Below are 17,730 nucleotides of genomic sequence, written 5' to 3'. Positions count from 1 at the left end.
TTTTTCTTGTAAAGTTTTTCACAGTTACTTCTCGAGTTAGAAATTTGAGTTAATTAAAATATAATAATTTAGATTTTTTTAGAAATATTATTTAATTTCAAGTGAAGACTTAGCTAATTCTGAGTTATCTGATTTATTGACAATAGTTGCAGTCCAAACTCCATCACAAACTTTATCATCACTAAGAACACTCTGATTATCAACAGTATAGTCTTGAGCATCTTTAAATTTAGTAATAGGGAAAGAAGTGCTATAACAGTTTGTATCTTTAGGAGCTCTCCATGTCAAGTAGATAGTACCCTGAGGAGCACCATTCCAATTAGTTATAATCTTAGCTTCTATTTCATGAGATTCAGGCTTATAACTCATATTTAGAGAAGCTGTTGGTTTATCTTCGGAGCTATCTTGACGATCTTCTTGATCAGGATTATCAAGATTATCATCTGGATTAACTTGTATTGAATCATCTGAGCTATATAGCTTATCAATAAAGTTATTATATGTACTACAACTTGCTAATCCTGTAGCTATTAATATTAATAGTAAAAATTTTTTCATTATATTGTTACCTATCACTTTTAGTTTACTTTGTTCTCAACCACTGATTGACCTTTAAGTTGCTCTATCTCTTGAGTTGTTTTCTCAAGATTATCTTGCGTCTGCTTTGCTTGCTCTTCAAGCTTCAAAGACTTTTCTTTATATACACTCGCTTTTTTAGTATATCGTTTAAATCTCTTCTTAAGAACCGTCGAATCTTGTGCAGATTTTAAGAGCTTGTCTTTTATCTCTTGTTTTTTAGCTGCTACTTGTTCATTATGTTCTTCACTAAGTTTAGAGTATTCAGTTTGAAGCTGATTGAGCTCCTGCACTTTTTGGTCTAATAGACCTTTATATTTTTGCGATAGTTTTTCATATTTTTTAGCTCTTTGCTCAGCTTCTTGAGCTTCTTTTTGAAGCACTTGCGCTTGTTGCTCTAGCTGTTGCTGATTATCTTGCAAATTTGCCATCTTTTCACTATCGGTAGCACAACTTGTTAACATTAAAGCTGATACAGAAATCACACACATCAGCAGAACAGATATAGTTTTCTTCATAAGTTAAATCTATCTCTACAGTATCATAAGCATATATTTTATCAGCTAGAAGCTTTAAGTAAAGAAGATTAACAACTCAAGATAATAAAATAATTCATTATTTTAAATGAGATTTAAGTTCCGCTATTTGTTGAGATATTTTAGATGCTTGATTAGCCTGAGTTTGTGAAGTAGCTTTTAGATTATTTATCTGAGATTGATACCCATTTGCAAGAGTTCGATACTCATTTATTTTTTCATCAATTTTAGCTTTTTGAAGAGTCTTCTGAACCAGCTCTTTGTTAACTGCTATTGCACTATCATTATTTGGATCACTAAAGTTACTATACGCTTTCTTCAGATCATCAATATCACTACCTAACTTATCTGATTTTTTTTGCAGATCATCAGCTTGCAATCTATATTTAGCTATTTTAGTCTGTAGACTATCAATATTAGCAAGATTCTGAGATGCTTGTTCACTTAATTGTTTTTGAGTTTGCTGAAGCTGCTGAATTTGCTCTGCAGTACTAGATCCACAAGAACTAAGACCTAATATAGCCGACAGAACTACTGATACTATTAAAATCTTTTTCATAAAACTACTATCTTGATTATTTATAAATAATTAGTATAGCAAAAACTGCTATTTAATAATAATCTGATTTTATAATTATAATGAATAGGCTTTCTAGAAAAGAGTATAGTGTGTGTTTTTACAATGACTATACAGTGATTGAATCAGTAGCAATTACTTGCTTATCAAACAGAACATTTGCTGTCCATTTACCGCTACAATATTTATTACCCTGTTTAATTTCTACTGTTGCCCATGTTTTATCATTTTTCTCAGCATACTTAGTGATAGGGAAACTAGTATCATAGCACTTAGATCCCTCAGGAGCTTGCCATTGCAATCTTACACTTCCTTGAGGGTTGTTATTGTAAGTAGTGTAGATAGTAGCTTTGATATCATCTTGGTTAGTTTTCTTTAACTTTATCTTAGCTGTAGGCGCTGTACTAGTAGCAGAATCTTGAACAGCTGTAGCATCTGAAGCTTGTGGTGCTTGATCCTGAGCAGCAGAATTTTCACCTGCAACAGTCGAACAACTAGCAAGACCGGCGATTGATAAAGACAATAGACTAAGTTTAATTATTTTTTTCATACAAATTACTCCTTTTACAAGTTATACACTCAAAATCGATTATAACATTAATTTGCACCAAATAAACAGCTGTTTATCAAATGATTATACAGCTAACACTACGATTCTCATTGACAAGCAAATTGTATGTTTTACAAGCAGTATCACTCGCCATAAAATCAACACTTCTACCCGCTTTTGCTAACTCATTAATTATTTCTATTGGAGGCAATAACTGTTTTTTGCCTGTTCCAATAATGATAATTTCTGGACCAGTTGATAGCACAAGATCAAGATGACTCTTGTTAATACTATTTATGTCACTAATTTCATCTTGATATTCTAGTATCTCTGTAGAGGATAAAATCAAAGGATGATCATATTCACCAATATTAAGAATAATTCGCCCATTTATATATTCTTTAAAAAAAACTGGAGCTTGAATTTTTTCTTCTTGTAAAGTCATCATAGCAAAAAAACCTTGATTATAATAATATAGCTAACATATATAAATTATAACTTATCAATATTATATCTAAACATTATTTTGAGGCTACCATGAATTCAATACTAAAAGAATCTAATTTACCGAAACTTACTGAATTTAAAACTGATGAAGTCAAGCCAGCAATAGACTATCTTTTTGAACATGCTGAAACCAATCTACAAAAGGCACTGCAAGAACAAAATCCTAGCTGGCAAACTCTCCTACAACTAGAAGTAGATGATGAGAAAATAAGCCAAGCATTTTCTACAATTGCTCACATGAATGCTGTTTGCAATTCTAAAGAGTTACGCGAGAGCTACGAGTACGCTGTAACAAAACTTACAGATTACTATACCAAGCTTGGACAAAATAAAGATTTATACAATTTATATAAACAAATTCAAAATCACGAGCTTAATGCTGAACAAACACAAGCTATAAAAAAAGCTATTGTCGGATTTGAGCAATCAGGCGTAAATCTTGACGAATCAAAAAGAAAAAGATTGCAAGAGATCTCGCAAGAGTTAGCTCAACTAACTACAAAATTTGAGAATAATGTATTAGATGCTACTATGGACTGGCTCTACACCACAAATGATGAGAAAGAGCTAAAAGGGCTATCCCAAAATACTATTGAATCAGCAATAAATAAAGCAAAACAAAAAAATATTTCTGAAAAATATGCATTAGGAATAGATATCCCAACATACCTAGCAGTGTTGCAACAAGCTGATAATCGCAAATTACGTGAGAAACTCTATAAAGCATACTGTACTAGAGCATCAAAAGAGGCAGATAACAAAAACTTCAATAATGATGACAATATTGAAAAAATCCTAAAACTACGTGCTGAAAAATCGCAAATATTGGGTTTTGATAATTATGCAGAGAACTCTCTATTTACCAAAATGGCAGAAACACCAACCCAAGTACTTGAACTACTTAATAGCCTTCTTGAAAAATCATTGCCTCAAGCAAAAAAAGAAATTAATGAATTGCGCAGATTTGCTGAAGATGCTGGGCTTGTAGATGGCCTTCAACCATGGGATACAGCATATTATTCTGAAAAACTCAAAAAAGCTAAATTTGACTTTACAGAAGAAGAACTTAGAGAATATTTCCCATTAGAGAGAGTTTTAGAAGGACTATTCAAGATACTTAATAAAATCTATAACTTAGAAATAAAAGAAAATTCAAGCTATACAAAGTATATAGATGAACAACAGACTTTTGATTTTTTCAAGGATGGAGAATATATTGGCAGTATAATTTGTGATTTTTTTGCTCGTGATAATAAACGTGGTGGCGCATGGATGGATGGCTCACGCACAGCGTTTATCCAGCCGAATGGCTTAGCTCAAAAACCTGTAGCTTATGTTAATTGCAACTTCTTACCACCATCAAAAGATGGTGCAAACCTAACGCATAATGATGTTGTAACATTATTTCACGAGTTTGGTCATGCTCTTCATCATATCTTATCACGTGTAACTGTTGCTTCAATTTCTGGAACCAATGGAGTTGAATGGGACGCTGTGGAATTACCTAGCCAATTCATGGAGAATTTCTGCTGGTGCGAAGAAGGACTAGCACTTATATCTGGGTCACGTGATGATAAAGCCCTCAGTGACAAACAAATTGATAAACTTGTAGGCACGAGACATTTTCAGTCTGCATTAATGATGGTTAGACAGCTTGAGTTTGCTATATTTGATATGAATATCCACTACAAAAAATTAATTACGGTAGCTAAAGTTCAAGATGAATTAGATAGCATTAGAGAAAAAGTCAGCTTACTTAAAACTCCTAGCTACAATAGATTCCAAAATGGATTTTCGCATATTTTTGCTGGAGGCTATGCTGCTGGATACTATAGCTACAAATGGGCTGAAATACTTTCTTCAGATGTGTTTTCACGTTTTGAAAATGAAGGAATCCTTAGTAATGAAGTTGGTAATGACTTGTTAGAAAACATAATTTCAAAGGGCTCTTCACGTGATGCTATGGATAACTTTGTAGCATTTATGGGGCGTAAACCAAATGAAGAAGCCTTGCTTCGACATAGTGGAATTAATTAAAGTAACAAAGCTAAATGTGGTTATAGATCTTAATCTACCAGCAACATTTATTCCTACAATATATACCACAGTTATAAAACATGAAAGCAATTGAAATAGGTAATAAAGCTGAAGAACAAGCCTCTAAATTCTTACAAGCTAAAAATCTAGAAATTCTAGCTCAAAATTTTAAAGCCTTGCCTTATGGTGAAATTGATATTATTGCTTTAGAGCAAAGCACTCTTGTATTTATCGAAGTAAAATATCGTAGCAAAACAAAATTTGCTAAAGCAGAAGAAATGCTAACTTACAGTAAACAGCAAAAAATTATTAATTCAGCAAATATTTTCTTACAAAAGAATCCTAAGCTTGAAAACTACGAATGTAGATTTGATTTAATAGCAATTAATAAAGAAAATATTAACTGGATAAAAAATGCTTTTATCTTAAATTAAAGCTCTTGAGAAAGTTCTATAAGCTTTTTAGCTTGTAATAACTGATAAGCATCGGTTTCATCATTTAAATTAAGATTTAGATGCCCTACTTTTCTGCCCTTACGCGGCTTCTTGTTATAGCTATGAATCTTAACTCTATCAAGTGCTGCTAAATCTTTTGTAGCTGGCATACCACCAATACAGTTCAACATCACAGTTTTACGACTTGTTGTATCTCCCAAGATCAAACCTGCGATAGCTCTAACATGATTTTCAAACTGTGAAGTAATTGAGCCATCAATACTCCAGTGTCCACTATTATGCACTCTAGGAGCTATCTCATTGACTATTAACTCATCACCTTTGACAAAGAATTCTATAGCTAAAGTACCAACATAGGCAAACTCTTTGACTAAGGTTTTAGCTATCTGTTGTGCTTTTTCAGCTAAAACCTGATTTTCAAAAGGCGCTTCTGACTCAACTATAATACCTTGTCTATGAGTATTTTTAGCCAATGGATAAAAAGCTATATTGCCTTTAATATCAGCGGTACAAATTTGTGAGACTTCATAATCAAAATCAACAAAAGCCTCATAAATAAGACCATCTGGAGCATCTTTAAGAGCATCCCAAGCTTTTGATACATCTTCTTGAGATTTTAGCATAAATTGACCTTTACCATCATAGCCAAATCTACGTGTTTTGATTATAGCCGGTAGCCCATAATCTAGTACAGCTTTTTCAAGCTTATTTAGACTATCAATATTTACAAATTTAGCAGTAGCTATACCATGATCTTGCATAAAAGATTTCTCAAGTAATCTATCTTGAGAGATAGCAATGGCTTTCGCAGATGGATATACATTCACCTCATGGTTAATTGCTTTAATAAGCTCGTGAGATATATTTTCATTCTCAAAAGTTATCACATCAAACTGTTTTGCCCATACAACAACATCATTAACTTGTTCTAAGTCAATATCTGTAACACTTTTTACAACCTCTTCGGCGCAATCATCTGTTTTACCAAGACAGTGAAACTCCAGACCCAAAGGCGTACCTGCTATACTTAGCATTCTTGCAAGTTGACCTGCTCCAATAATACCTATTTTCATATTACTGTTCCCTCGGATTAGGATTATCTAGTACTGATTGAGTTTGATCTGCTCTAAACTTAGCAAGAGCCTGACCTACTTTAGAATCTACAAGTTGCAAAATACTTGCAGCAAAAAGAGCGGCATTTTTAGCCCCTGCCACACCAATTGCAAAAGTAGCAACCGGAATACCCGCTGGCATTTGTACAATAGATAATAAACTATCTTTGCCACTTAATGTGCTAGACTTCACAGGTACACCTAAGACTGGCAGGTCTGTTTTTGCAGCAACCATACCAGGTAGATGGGCTGCACCACCAGCACCTGCAATTATGACTTTTAGACCTCTAGACTTGGCTGTCTCAGCATAATCAAACATTTTGTCAGGAGTTCTATGAGCTGAAACAACCTCACATTCATAGCTAATGCCTAGATTCTCTAAAATATCACAACACTCTTTCATTGTGCTCCAATCAGATTTAGAGCCCATGATTACACCAACATCTATACTCATCTCTTTTTCTCCCTTATATGTCATCTTATGGCTTGACCATAGGATCCATTTATAATGATGCTCAAAACCTTACTTAGATTCTACGATCAAGTCGTAGAATGACACTACTGAATTATTTGCTTCCAATTTTTAATAACTTCTATCCAAGCTTTACTCTCGAGAGCTTGTACTTTTTCTTTTAAGCTTTCAGCAATATCATCTTTTCTTACATCACATTTCAACTGCAAAACCATATCACCACCATCAACCTCTTCACTTACTTGATGGATAGTACATCCAGATACACTATCTCCAGCGTCAATAACTGACTGATGCACTGCCAAATCCATTAATCCTGCATGCTTTGGTAATAGTGATGGATGAATATTTAGAATTTTACCCTCAAAAGCCTTTATAAAGACTGGACTTAAAATACGCATAAAACCAATTAGTAAAATCAAATCTGGATTATATTTCTGGATTTCTTCGACAAGAAGCTTATCATAAGCCTCTCTTGATAGACCTTTTGAAGCTATGAATTTATTAGCTATATTTCGATCTTTTGCTCTTTGTAAAATATAAGAATCTTGCTTATTAGAAATGACCAAACTTATATCAGCATCTATTTGCTTATCGGCTATAGCATCTATTATAGCCTGCATATTAGTCCCACGCGTAGAACCCAATACAACAAGTTTTAGCCTAGACACTTCTATAGCTCCTGATACTTATTACCACGCAATAAATTCATATGCTTAATACGCTTATTAATAAGCTCTTTGGTACCTATATCAGGACGGTGAAATAGCTTACCATAAATGTTTTTGACTGCGTTTTCAGCTTTTTGCTCAGCTTCAGCTATTGTATCACCTAGACCTAATACTGCAATTGCTCTAGAACCTGTACCAATTAACTTGCCATCTCTAAAATCCACAGCTCCTAAGAATATTTCGACATCATCAGGACATTTTGAAATATCTATTTCAAAATTCTTGACTGACTGATTTGGATATCCTAATGGTACTAGATATTTACATACACTAGCTTGATTTTTAAATTCAGCTCTTACCTTATCAAGAGTACCGTAAGTTATTGCTTGCACTATCTCAACAAAATCTGTTTCAAGTAAAGTTAGCAAATTCATAGCCTCTGGATCGCCAAATCTAGCATTATACTCAATAACTTTTGTGTCATCTTTGGTAGCCATAAAACCACCATACAGAATACCCTGATAAGGTTCGCCGAACTTGTCACTCAAGGCTTTTGCAACTTTTTCATTTATCTCTTTTGCTCTAGCTATATCAGAGTCTGATAAAAATGGTAAGCTATGATTAGCATCTGAATAAGTACCCATACCACCAGTATTTGGGCCTTTATCGTCTTCATGTGCACGTTTGTGATCTTGTACAGCTGGCATATGAATAAAATGCTCTCCATCAGTGAAAGATATCAAAGAGAATTCTTGACCAACGAGCTTCTCTTCAATCACAAATTCCTTACCTGCGTCTATCAATGACTGACAATGCTTAAGAGCATCACTCATTGTATGTAAATGATCCCCCCATACAAGCACACCCTTACCACCGCATAGACCATCAGCTTTGATTACAAACTGATTTTCATATTTTTTAAGAGTCTCAGCAACACCATCCATTGAATTAAACTTCTTAAAGAAAGGATTTGCTCCTATATCATAGTCACGGATTAGATCTCTTGTGAAACCTTTTGATGTTTCAAGTTGAGCAAGCTTCTTAGTTGGGCCAACCACACCTATACCATTTGCTTTAAGAGTATCAGCAAGACCAACTTCAAGCGGCGCCTCTGGACCAATAATAGCTATATCAATATTCTCTACCTTAGCGTATTCAAGAACTTCTTCACAGTTACAAATATCACCAACCTTATATCCCTGAGCTATTCTATCAATACCAGGATTTACTGCTGTACTTATACAAAAGAGGTTATTCTTAATAGCACTTCTTTTAACCGCCTCAGCTATTGCATGTTCTCTACTTCCTGAACCTACTAAAAGAATATTCACTTGACTCTCCGTATTTAAATAATTTGCAACATTCTTTGCAATTCTTTGACTGATATTTTTGATATCCACAGGTACTTCAAACTTTTGACCAGTTATCATCTCAAAAAGTGTTATATATTTTTGTGATAGCTCTACAACCAACTCTTGAGGCGCTTGAGGTAAGACATCATCATTATATGGATCGCAGTTTTTTGCAAACCATAATCTAAAGAATTCTTTATCAATATTCTCTGGCTCTTCACCATTTTCAAATCTCTCAGCATAGCTATCTTTTAGCCAAAACCTTGAGCTATCAGGTGTATGAATCTCATCTATCAGAATAATTTCACCAGTCTTTTCATCAACTCCAAACTCATACTTTGTATCGGCTAATATCAAACCATGTTCTAAAGCTTTCTGCTGACCAAATTCAAATAACTCTAAGGCTTTTTGTGAAGCAAAATCCCATTGCTCTTGAGTTAACCAACCCTCTTTGACGATATCTTCAGCAGAAATTGGTCTATCATGGTCTTGTTCTTTTGTTGTAGGTGTTAAAATGTTTTGTGGTAGCTTTTGATTCTTTTTCAAACCCTCTGGGAAAATATTACCACAATAGTCACGACTACCTTTTTTGTAATGAGTCCACAATGATGTCGAAGTTGAGCCAGTTATATAGCCTCTAACTACAAACTCAATTGGCAACACCTTTGCTTTTCTTGCTATTACGACATTTGCATCTGGAGAAGCTATAAAATGATTTTTGACAATATGAGCAGTTTCTTTAAACCACCAAACTGATGATTGAGCAAGAATCTGACCCTTAAATGGAATAAACCCTAACGACCTATCAAAAGCTGACTGTCTATCAGTTGATATCAAAATACTTTTATCATCAGTAAAGTACATATCTCTAACTTTACCAGTGTATTTATCTTTGATGTTAAGATCAGTTGATTTTAAAACATTTTGTATATTATTGATGATGATTTGCTTATCAATCATTAGATAATTTCCACCTTGCCTGTATTTGTAATCTTACCTATTTGATATAGTTTGGTATTTGTATGCTTTCTGGCTAACTCTTTCATCTTATCAAATTGATCTTGGCTAGCTACTATAGTCATACCTATACCCATATTAAATGAGCGATACATTTCAAACTCACTAATATCGCCAATTCTTTGCATAACTCTAAAGATAGCAGGAGTTTCAAAGCTATCTTTAACAATCTCAGCACCTAATCCTTGTGGTAGCACTCTTGGAATATTCTCTATAAAACCACCTCCTGTAATATGTGCAATACCTTTGATATCAACACCATTATCTAAGAAGTCATGGATAATATTAGTATAGTTAATATGTGGCTCTAGCAATACATCGCCAATAGTTTTGCCATCTAGCTCTGGATATGTATCAGTATGTTTGTTACCAGCGACATCAAAGAATAATTTGCGCGCGAATGAATATCCGTTCGTATGCAGACCTGATGAACTAAGACCAAATACCACATCGCCTTCTTTGATATTCTCGCCATTGATGACTTTATTCTTATCAACGATACCTGTGACGACACCTACCATGTCAATCTCACCCGATTGATACACCCCTGGCATCTCAGCAGTTTCACCACCTACCAGAGATACTCCACATTCAGCACATGCTTTTGACATACCTTTGACAAGCTCTTCCATAATAACAGGATCAAGCTTATCGTGAGCAACATAATCTAAAAAAGTGATTGGTTTAGCGCCCATTACAACAATATCATTTGTCGCTGCTGAGAAAAGATCATAACCAAGATTCTCAAACTTGCCACACATAACAGCAACTTTTGTTTTTGTACCAACACCATCAATTGATTGGACTAGCACTGGATCATCATAGTTATTTATGACACTCTTTAGTGAATAAAGTGATCCAAAACTTCCTAAACCAGTTAAGACATCTTTTGTGAATGTTTTTTTCACATGATTTTTCATTCTATCTACAGCTTGATTCCCAGCTTCGATATTTACACCAGCATCTTCATATTTTAAGCCTGCCATGTTATTCCCTTTATATATAAATTAGTCATACCAAACCTTAGTCCCAAAATCCTAAAAAGTACATCATTCCAGACTTAATCTGTAATTTTTTCACATCCAACTTCCAACCAAGAGATCCCATCCTTCCAGAACCTCCAGAATCCACAAGTGACTAAAGACACCAGTCATTCCCGCGTAGGCGGGAATCTTTTCAATTTAACCCATTAGTATAGAGATACCCGCCTACGCGGGTATGACTACCCATGACAAAATCAAATCAATAAACTACCTGTTTAATTCCTGAGCACATTGAAAAGTGTTATAAAGAAGCTCTGTAATAGTCATAGGACCAACACCACCTGGTACTGGAGTGATTGCCGCAACTTTATCTTTCACTGCTTTAAAATCAACATCACCAACTATTTTACCATCAACGTGGTTAATACCAACATCTATGACCACAGCACCATCTTTGACCATATCTGCTGTGATAAAGTTTGGTTTACCTACAGCTACTACTAGTATATCAGCTTTAGTAGTATGAGATTTAAGATCTTGAGTAAATCTATGACATGTTGTAACTGTTGCCTTAGCATTTAATAATAATTGAGAAACAGGTTTACCAACAATATTACTAGCTCCTACAACAACAGCATGAGCTCCCTCTGTCTGTATGCCATATTCTTTGAGCATAGTTAAGATTCCCTTGGGTGTACAAGACTCTAGACACTTCTTATCTCTAAGTTGCAACCTACCAACATTTGTCGGATGAAAACCATCAACATCTTTTTCTGGTTTGATTGCATAAATAACTTTTTGCTTATTAATATGAGTTGGTAGCGGAAGCTGTACCAAAATTGCATGCACGCTAGAGTCATTGTTGAGTTTGTCTATAAGCTCAAGTAACTCTTGCTCAGTTATCGCATCAGGAAGTGTTATAACTTCAGAATTTATCCCAACTTTTTTACAAGCTTTTTCTTTTGAGCCCACATAAGTCTTACTTGCAGGATCATCACCTACTATTATTGCGACTAATTTGGGAACTATACCTGTTTGATCTTTATACTCTTGAAGTTGCTCTGCTAATCTCTCTTTTAGATCTATAGAAAGCTTTTTGCCATCGATTAAAGTCATTTTTTTGATTACTTAGCTTAATGAATAAAAATGATATGCAATATGATACCAAATTTATCAGAATCTTTGGAGCTTTTTTAGAAATCTTTTTATAAACTTAAATTAACATATAGTTAACCAAAATCAACTATCACAATTTGTTGGGAAATAGATCTCTATTTAACATCCAGTAGTATATATATGCAGTACAGTAACAGCCTAAAGCCACTCCAAAGATCACGTCACTTGGGTAATGAGAACCAACTATAATTCTACTACCTGCAAACACAACTATAAGTACGTACCATAAATATCTGAATTTTGGAAAAATATAAAAAAACGCTATAAACATAGCCCCAACAGTGATTGAATGCCCCGAAGGCATACTCGCAAAATCATAACCTGGTGCATGAAAGTGCTGGAAATAATGTGACCCATACTCCAAGAAAAATTTTGGTCTAGCTCTACCAATTATAACTTTAAGCACTTGCCCCACAATACCGCTAATCGCTACAGTTGCTAAAATAAACCCTGAATATATACAAATCTTATTAAAAGCAATTTTAGTACTCTTAGAAAGCTTATCAATATTGGTAAATAGTCTTACTAAAACTATCAGGCCACATATTATCAAGATATATTCAGCCTTACCTACATCAGTAATATGCCTAAAAGCGGTGTCAATAGCCTTTGGCATAGAATGCTTAATATAATTTTCAACAGGGGTATCCAAGTTGTAGAATGCAAAGACCACTAAGATTAATATAGGTACAAATAAGTATCTGAGCTGTAAATAATTGGGTAGATGATAGTTATGTTGTTTCGGTCTTTTGAAAGTTTCTTTTAAACTTTGGAAATTAGTTTTTAGTACATCTTTAAGCATAAGCGCTCAACAATAAATATTCATTAGAACTTTTAATTATAGCAGAATATCATATCGCTAACATATTTTGTTAGGTTACACAATAAATCGCATATTGCTGTATAAAACCTAGACTATCAAGTTAAATATTACGACAATTGCTACTAAGTGATAATGAAAATCATTAGTTTAGTTAAAATTAAATTTTGGAATATTAAATTAATAGCAATAATAATGAAAATACTTGCATAACTATAATCTAAAGAATATAATATAGCTTACAGTTAATTAGGTTTAATTTGCTGGATTGTTAAAATTTAAACAAAAACTAAAAGGAAAACAAATTATGAAAAAGAAAATGCAAAAAGGTTTCTCACTTGTTGAGTTAATGGTTGTGGTCGCAATTATCGCAATCTTGGCTGCAGTTGCTATCCCTATGTACTCTAACTACACTACTCGTGCTAAGATAGGTACAGCATTAGCATCAGTTGGTGGTCTTAAAGCCCAAGTAGCTGAGAACTTAGCAAACAGTGTTAGCGGTAATTCAAACCTTACTTATGTTGGTGAGGAAAAATCTGGTATGGCTTATGGTACTGGTGTTAACGCTGCTGGTGATATTACACTTACATTTACAAGCCCAGTATCAGGAAGTGTTATACTTTCTCCAACTGATAACGGTGGCTCTGTAACTTGGAATTGTGTATCAAACACTTCTGCAATATCTGCAAGTGGTTCTGCGGTTAATGCGAACTCTCCTGTACTAGGTGGCACAGCTACACAAGCTGAGATTGCGCAGTCTTTACTACCAAGTCCTTGTACTGGTGCATAATTTCTCTCTTATATTCTTCTTTATACTTTATTCTTTTACTTTATCCAATTAATTTATTTGTGGTTTATCTCCACAAAGAAAAATATTTAGTTTATACTTGATATAATGGCTAACTTTTTTTGTATAATATGCTTAAATTTCAAAAAGGATTTTCTTTGGTTGAGCTGATGGTTGTGATTGCAATTATTGCAATCTTGGCTGCTGTAGCTTTTCCAATATATTCAAACTATGTAATTCGTTCAAAAGTTGGGGCTGCTGTAACAGCCATAGGCTCAACCAAAATGGATATAGCCGAAATAGTAATGCATTCTGGAGATATGACTAACATCAACTCTACCGGTAGCGGTGCTAATGCTAGTTTTAATAGCAAAAGGCTTCCATCAGAATCGTCAGCTTCTCTAAGCTACACAACTGCTGTTTCAAGTAGCTCTATAATCATTGACTTCACAGCCCCTGTCAGCGGTAGCATTACCCTTACACCATATTACAACACTGCTGCCCAGTCTATGACTTGGGAATGCACTAGCTTAGGCTTCCAAGCTAACCAGCTACCAACACCATTATGCCCACAATAAAATAGATAGAGTTTTTAATTTATTATATTAGCCCCAAAAGCTCTCTAGCATGTGATAGAGTATTTTCTGAAATATCTACTCCCCCTACTATCTTAGCTATTTCTTCAATACGTTGTTGCTGATTTAGTTCGATAATTTTTGATTCTGTAGTATCTTTGAGATATTTCTTAGTAACATGCAAATGTGTATGACCTTGAGCTGCCACCTGTGGCTGGTGTGTTATACACAACACCTGCAGTCTCTCTGAGAGCTTCTTGAGTAACTTACCAACAATCTCTGCAGTGGCACCAGATATCCCCACATCAACCTCATCAAATACTAAAGTTGGATAAGACCTCTTAGCAGCCGACACTGCTTGTATTGATAACCCTATTCTACTTAGCTCTCCACCCGAAGCAACCTTTCTAACTGGTGCAAGCTGTTCACCTAGATTAAAGTTAATCATAAATTGACACTCATCTATACCTTTAGATGTCTTATTCTGAGATGATAAAATCTGCGCAACAAAGCTACCTTTCGGTATATTTAGGGAGCGAATATTTTTCTCAACTTGTTTAGAAAATTCTTTTGCTGTGGCTTGGCGTGCTTGGCTTAGCTCTTGTGCATAGCTATCATATTTTTGCTCAAGCTTTTGCTTTTGTTCATTTAGTTGAGCCAACCTTTCACCGTCTTGACTAAAACTCTCTAGCTCACCATGAAGATCTTGGATATACTGATACATATAGTTTGGCTCAACTTTATGTTTACGTGCAAAATCATATATCTCACCCATTCTCTGCTCGACTCTTGATAGTGCTTCTGGATCTTGCTCCAAGGATTCTAGTCTATTTTGTGCTTCATCATAACTTTCTTGAGCATACACCTTAGTTTGAGAAATCAGCTCCTGAAGACTTTTGAAGGATGTTTGATCTAACTTTAACACTTCTTTTTCAAGTTCTGTTAGCATTGCTATAATATTAGTATCTGCATCATACATCAAATTAGAAATATGATTAAGACTATAGCCAATATCGTCAACACTCGAGAGATTCTTTTGATGCTTAGATAGCTCTTCGAACTCATTTTCTTCAAGCTCTAGAGCTACAAGCTCATCAAGCTTATACTCCAATAATTCTCTTTGGCTATTTTGTCCATCAACATACCCCTGAAGTTCTGATATCTCAGAATTTACTTTTTGAAGTTGATAAAACACCGTTGAAACTTTTCTCAATATATCATCATTATTTGCGAAACTATCTAGTAAACTTAGTTGTGACTTGGGATCAAGCAAATCCTGATGAGAGTTTTGACTATAAATGTTTATAAGCTTATCTGAGATTTTTTTGACATCAGTAGATTTGGCAACACTACCATTTATAAATAAGCGACTCTGTTTAGATTTATTAACTACTCGCCGAAATGTACACTCATCATTTTCATAATCAATAAAAAGCTCATCTAAAAGTTTTTTTGCCTTTTTATTATCTTTGATACAGAATGTTGCCGAAACTTCGGTTACATTACCATCTTGTAAAAAAGTTTTTTCTAACCTTGCACCAAGCACAAAGCTCAAAGCATCAAGCAAAATCGACTTACCAGCCCCTGTTTCTCCAGTCAGGACAGTCATACCTTCTCTAAAGTCAATTTCTGTAGATTTTATGATCGCAAAATTTTTAATAGCCAGATGTTGTAGCATACTAATATCACTCGAAATATTGTAACTTAATTATTATATATGCTTTTGTAAGAATTCTAAATCGATTAATATCAAACCACTTGCAAGACTGTATTTAAACATTTAGTATCGAAGTAGTATTAGATTCTTTTGGTAAAGGTATGAAAACAAAAATAACTATTTACTGTCTAGCAATCCTTAGTAGCATATCTATATCTTATGCAGGTCTCATCAATGTAATAGGAGATATAGATGATGTACATGACTTTCATGAAATAGTTAAGGGTAGTTCATCTGAGAAAAATTCAGATTCTTTGTCAAGCAATGATATTAACACCTTGATAAGTATACTCAAAAGATTAGAAAGTGAAGGATATCATGGAATATCAAAAATAGAGTATGATGACGGCGCTTATGAAATCAAAGCAACAAATAGTTCCGGTAAACAAGTTAAACTTGATGTAAAATCAACAATAAGTGAAAAGGTTGAATAATTAGCTTATTTTTACTAATTTATAATTTTTTAAGCTTTGAAAATATATTATAATCAACTTGTATATCTTAAACCAATATCAAACAAAAAGGATTTACTAAATGCAATTATCAAGAAGAGTTAAGGCTATGCAAGCCTCTCCTGTACGTAAGTTAGTGCCATATTCCATAGCTGCTCAAAAACAAGGCAAAAAGGTTTATCACCTAAATATAGGCCAACCTGATATCAAAACTCCTAGTGAGTTTATGGATGCTATCAGAGCTTTTGATGAAGAGACTATCGCATACTCAGTAGCTAATGGCGAGCCTAGCTTAATCAAGGCTATATCAAAATACTACAAAAGATTTGACATGGACTTCACTGAAGATGAAATCCTTATCACAAACGGTGGTTCAGAGGCTCTGATATTTGCTGCTATTGCAATTTGTAACGCTGGTGATGAAATACTTGTACCAGAACCTTTTTATACAAACTATAACGGTTTTACAACTGCTGTTGACGTAGCAATTAAGCCAATCACAACAAAAGCTGAGGAAGGCTTTCATTTACCTTCAAAAGAAGAAATACTTGCATGTGTAACTGACAAAACTCGTGCTATTATGATCTCTAACCCTGGCAACCCTACTGGTGTTGTATACTCTAAAGAAGAGTTAGAAACACTAGCAGAAGTAGCTAAAGAAAAAGACTTATTTATAATAAGTGACGAAGTTTATAGAGAGTTCACTTATGATGGCCTTACTTGTACATCTTTTGGCAATATCAAAGGTGTTGAAGATCGCGTAATCATCGTTGACTCTGTATCTAAGAGATATAGCGCCTGTGGTGCTAGAATCGGCTCTCTTTGTACAAAAAACAAAGACTTCATCAAAGAAGTTACAAAACTATGCCAAACTAGACTATGTGTACCAACTCTTGAACAAATAGGTTCAGCTGCTCTTTATGAAGTATCAGAAGATTACTTAAAAGAAGTAAATACAGAATACCAAAAAAGAAGAGACATCACTTTTGAAGCTCTTTCAAAAATGGATAATGTAGTTTGTGAAAAGCCTACAGGTGCTTTTTATGTAATTGCAAAACTACCTATTGATGACGCTGAGAAGTTTGCATTATGGTTATTAACAGACTTTGATGATAATAAAGAGACTGTTATGGTCTCTCCTGCTGCAGATTTCTATGCGACTAAAGGTCTTGGTAAAGACGAAATAAGAATTGCATACATCTTAGAAGAAAAGGCTCTTAAAAGAGCTCTAGAACTTCTAGACAAAGCTATCAAAGTTTATAACAATAAATAATTTTTTCTCTAAGTTCTTCTTATCCTATAATTCCTTACTTAATAAATTCATTATCAATATTGATAATGAATTAACCTAAATATTT

19 protein-coding genes are annotated in these 17,730 nt (G+C 34.1%); 6 read left to right on the top strand and 13 right to left on the bottom strand.

From position 1 onward, the window contains the following. Positions 1-87: 87 nt before the first annotated feature. From lpnB to F3D59_RS02420, 5 genes are all read right to left on the bottom strand, one after another. A complete protein-coding gene (lpnB, locus tag F3D59_RS02440) occupies positions 88-558 on the bottom strand; it encodes a TUL4 family outer member lipoprotein LpnB (RefSeq protein ID WP_146421856.1) in 471 nt (156 codons plus the stop codon). A gap of 20 nt (positions 559-578) precedes the next feature. Continuing rightward, positions 579-1,094, bottom strand: coding sequence for a hypothetical protein (locus F3D59_RS02435; protein WP_150463649.1), 516 nt, complete (start codon positions 1,092-1,094; stop codon positions 579-581). Positions 1,095-1,191: 97 nt separating this feature from the next. Further along, on the bottom strand, positions 1,192-1,671 hold the full coding sequence (locus tag F3D59_RS02430) for a hypothetical protein (RefSeq protein ID WP_150463648.1): 480 nt from the start codon (positions 1,669-1,671) through the stop codon (positions 1,192-1,194). Between the two features lie 127 nt (positions 1,672-1,798). After that, entirely contained in the window at positions 1,799-2,239 is a 441-nt protein-coding gene (gene lpnA / locus F3D59_RS02425) for an outer member lipoprotein TUL4/LpnA (RefSeq protein WP_013922217.1), read from the bottom strand. 76 nt (positions 2,240-2,315) lie between these two features. Then, positions 2,316-2,687, bottom strand: a complete 372-nt coding sequence (locus F3D59_RS02420) for an Mth938-like domain-containing protein (protein ID WP_013922216.1) — start codon at positions 2,685-2,687, stop codon at positions 2,316-2,318. An 89-nt stretch (positions 2,688-2,776) separates the two neighbouring features. Here F3D59_RS02420 and F3D59_RS02415 point away from each other — a divergent pair, with 89 nt between their 5' ends. Together F3D59_RS02415 and F3D59_RS02410 are read left to right on the top strand one after the other, a co-directional pair. Then, positions 2,777-4,783 (top strand): M3 family metallopeptidase, encoded by a 2,007-nt coding sequence (locus F3D59_RS02415; RefSeq protein ID WP_150463647.1) that lies wholly within the window; start codon positions 2,777-2,779, stop codon positions 4,781-4,783. Positions 4,784-4,863: 80 nt separating this feature from the next. Next, positions 4,864-5,217 (top strand): YraN family protein, encoded by a 354-nt coding sequence (locus F3D59_RS02410; RefSeq protein ID WP_150463646.1) that lies wholly within the window; start codon positions 4,864-4,866, stop codon positions 5,215-5,217. Here the strand turns inward: F3D59_RS02410 and F3D59_RS02405 are convergent. From F3D59_RS02405 to lpxE, 7 genes are all read right to left on the bottom strand, one after another. Beyond that, a complete protein-coding gene (locus F3D59_RS02405) occupies positions 5,214-6,311 on the bottom strand; it encodes a 5-(carboxyamino)imidazole ribonucleotide synthase (RefSeq protein WP_150463645.1) in 1,098 nt (365 codons plus the stop codon). The genes F3D59_RS02410 and F3D59_RS02405 overlap by 4 nt on opposite strands. A gap of 1 nt (position 6,312) precedes the next feature. Continuing rightward, complete coding sequence (gene purE, locus F3D59_RS02400; protein WP_013922212.1) at positions 6,313-6,804, bottom strand: 5-(carboxyamino)imidazole ribonucleotide mutase; 492 nt, start codon at positions 6,802-6,804, stop codon at positions 6,313-6,315. Positions 6,805-6,908: 104 nt separating this feature from the next. Then, positions 6,909-7,493, bottom strand: a complete 585-nt coding sequence (gene purN, locus F3D59_RS02395; RefSeq protein ID WP_150463644.1) for a phosphoribosylglycinamide formyltransferase — start codon at positions 7,491-7,493, stop codon at positions 6,909-6,911. A 2-nt stretch (positions 7,494-7,495) separates the two neighbouring features. Then, entirely contained in the window at positions 7,496-9,805 is a 2,310-nt protein-coding gene (locus F3D59_RS02390; RefSeq protein WP_150463643.1) for a phosphoribosylaminoimidazolesuccinocarboxamide synthase, read from the bottom strand. Next, complete coding sequence (purM, locus tag F3D59_RS02385; RefSeq protein ID WP_150463642.1) at positions 9,805-10,848, bottom strand: phosphoribosylformylglycinamidine cyclo-ligase; 1,044 nt, start codon at positions 10,846-10,848, stop codon at positions 9,805-9,807. The genes F3D59_RS02390 and purM overlap by 1 nt, the downstream gene beginning before the upstream one ends. A 264-nt stretch (positions 10,849-11,112) precedes the next feature. Next, positions 11,113-11,961 carry a bifunctional methylenetetrahydrofolate dehydrogenase/methenyltetrahydrofolate cyclohydrolase FolD gene (gene folD, locus F3D59_RS02380; RefSeq protein ID WP_150463641.1) on the bottom strand — a complete coding sequence of 283 codons (849 nt, stop codon included), beginning with the start codon at positions 11,959-11,961 and terminating at the stop codon, positions 11,113-11,115. A 130-nt stretch (positions 11,962-12,091) separates the two neighbouring features. After that, positions 12,092-12,823: a lipid A 1-phosphatase LpxE gene (gene lpxE / locus F3D59_RS02375; protein ID WP_150463640.1), complete on the bottom strand. Its 732-nt coding sequence runs from the start codon at positions 12,821-12,823 to the stop codon at positions 12,092-12,094. A gap of 325 nt (positions 12,824-13,148) precedes the next feature. Here lpxE and F3D59_RS02370 point away from each other — a divergent pair, with 325 nt between their 5' ends. Both F3D59_RS02370 and F3D59_RS02365 read left to right on the top strand, forming a co-directional pair. Further along, positions 13,149-13,631 (top strand): prepilin-type N-terminal cleavage/methylation domain-containing protein, encoded by a 483-nt coding sequence (locus tag F3D59_RS02370; protein WP_150463639.1) that lies wholly within the window; start codon positions 13,149-13,151, stop codon positions 13,629-13,631. A 128-nt stretch (positions 13,632-13,759) separates the two neighbouring features. Continuing rightward, positions 13,760-14,206, top strand: coding sequence for a prepilin-type N-terminal cleavage/methylation domain-containing protein (locus tag F3D59_RS02365; RefSeq protein ID WP_150463638.1), 447 nt, complete (start codon positions 13,760-13,762; stop codon positions 14,204-14,206). A gap of 22 nt (positions 14,207-14,228) precedes the next feature. On the opposite strand, the gene recN is transcribed toward F3D59_RS02365, so the two are convergent. Next, complete coding sequence (recN, locus tag F3D59_RS02360) at positions 14,229-15,881, bottom strand: DNA repair protein RecN (protein ID WP_150463637.1); 1,653 nt, start codon at positions 15,879-15,881, stop codon at positions 14,229-14,231. 140 nt (positions 15,882-16,021) lie between these two features. On the opposite strand from recN, the gene F3D59_RS02355 reads away from it, so the two are divergent. Further along, positions 16,022-16,354 (top strand): PepSY domain-containing protein, encoded by a 333-nt coding sequence (locus tag F3D59_RS02355; RefSeq protein WP_150463636.1) that lies wholly within the window; start codon positions 16,022-16,024, stop codon positions 16,352-16,354. Positions 16,355-16,454: 100 nt separating this feature from the next. Next, a complete protein-coding gene (locus F3D59_RS02350; RefSeq protein ID WP_146421840.1) occupies positions 16,455-17,645 on the top strand; it encodes a pyridoxal phosphate-dependent aminotransferase in 1,191 nt (396 codons plus the stop codon). Positions 17,646-17,730 lie beyond the last annotated feature (85 nt).

The sequence above is a fragment of the Francisella sp. XLW-1 genome (genome assembly GCF_008711455.1).
Lineage (GTDB): Bacteria > Pseudomonadota > Gammaproteobacteria > Francisellales > Francisellaceae > Francisella > Francisella salimarina.
This window is presented reverse-complemented; position numbering and strand designations above follow the sequence as displayed.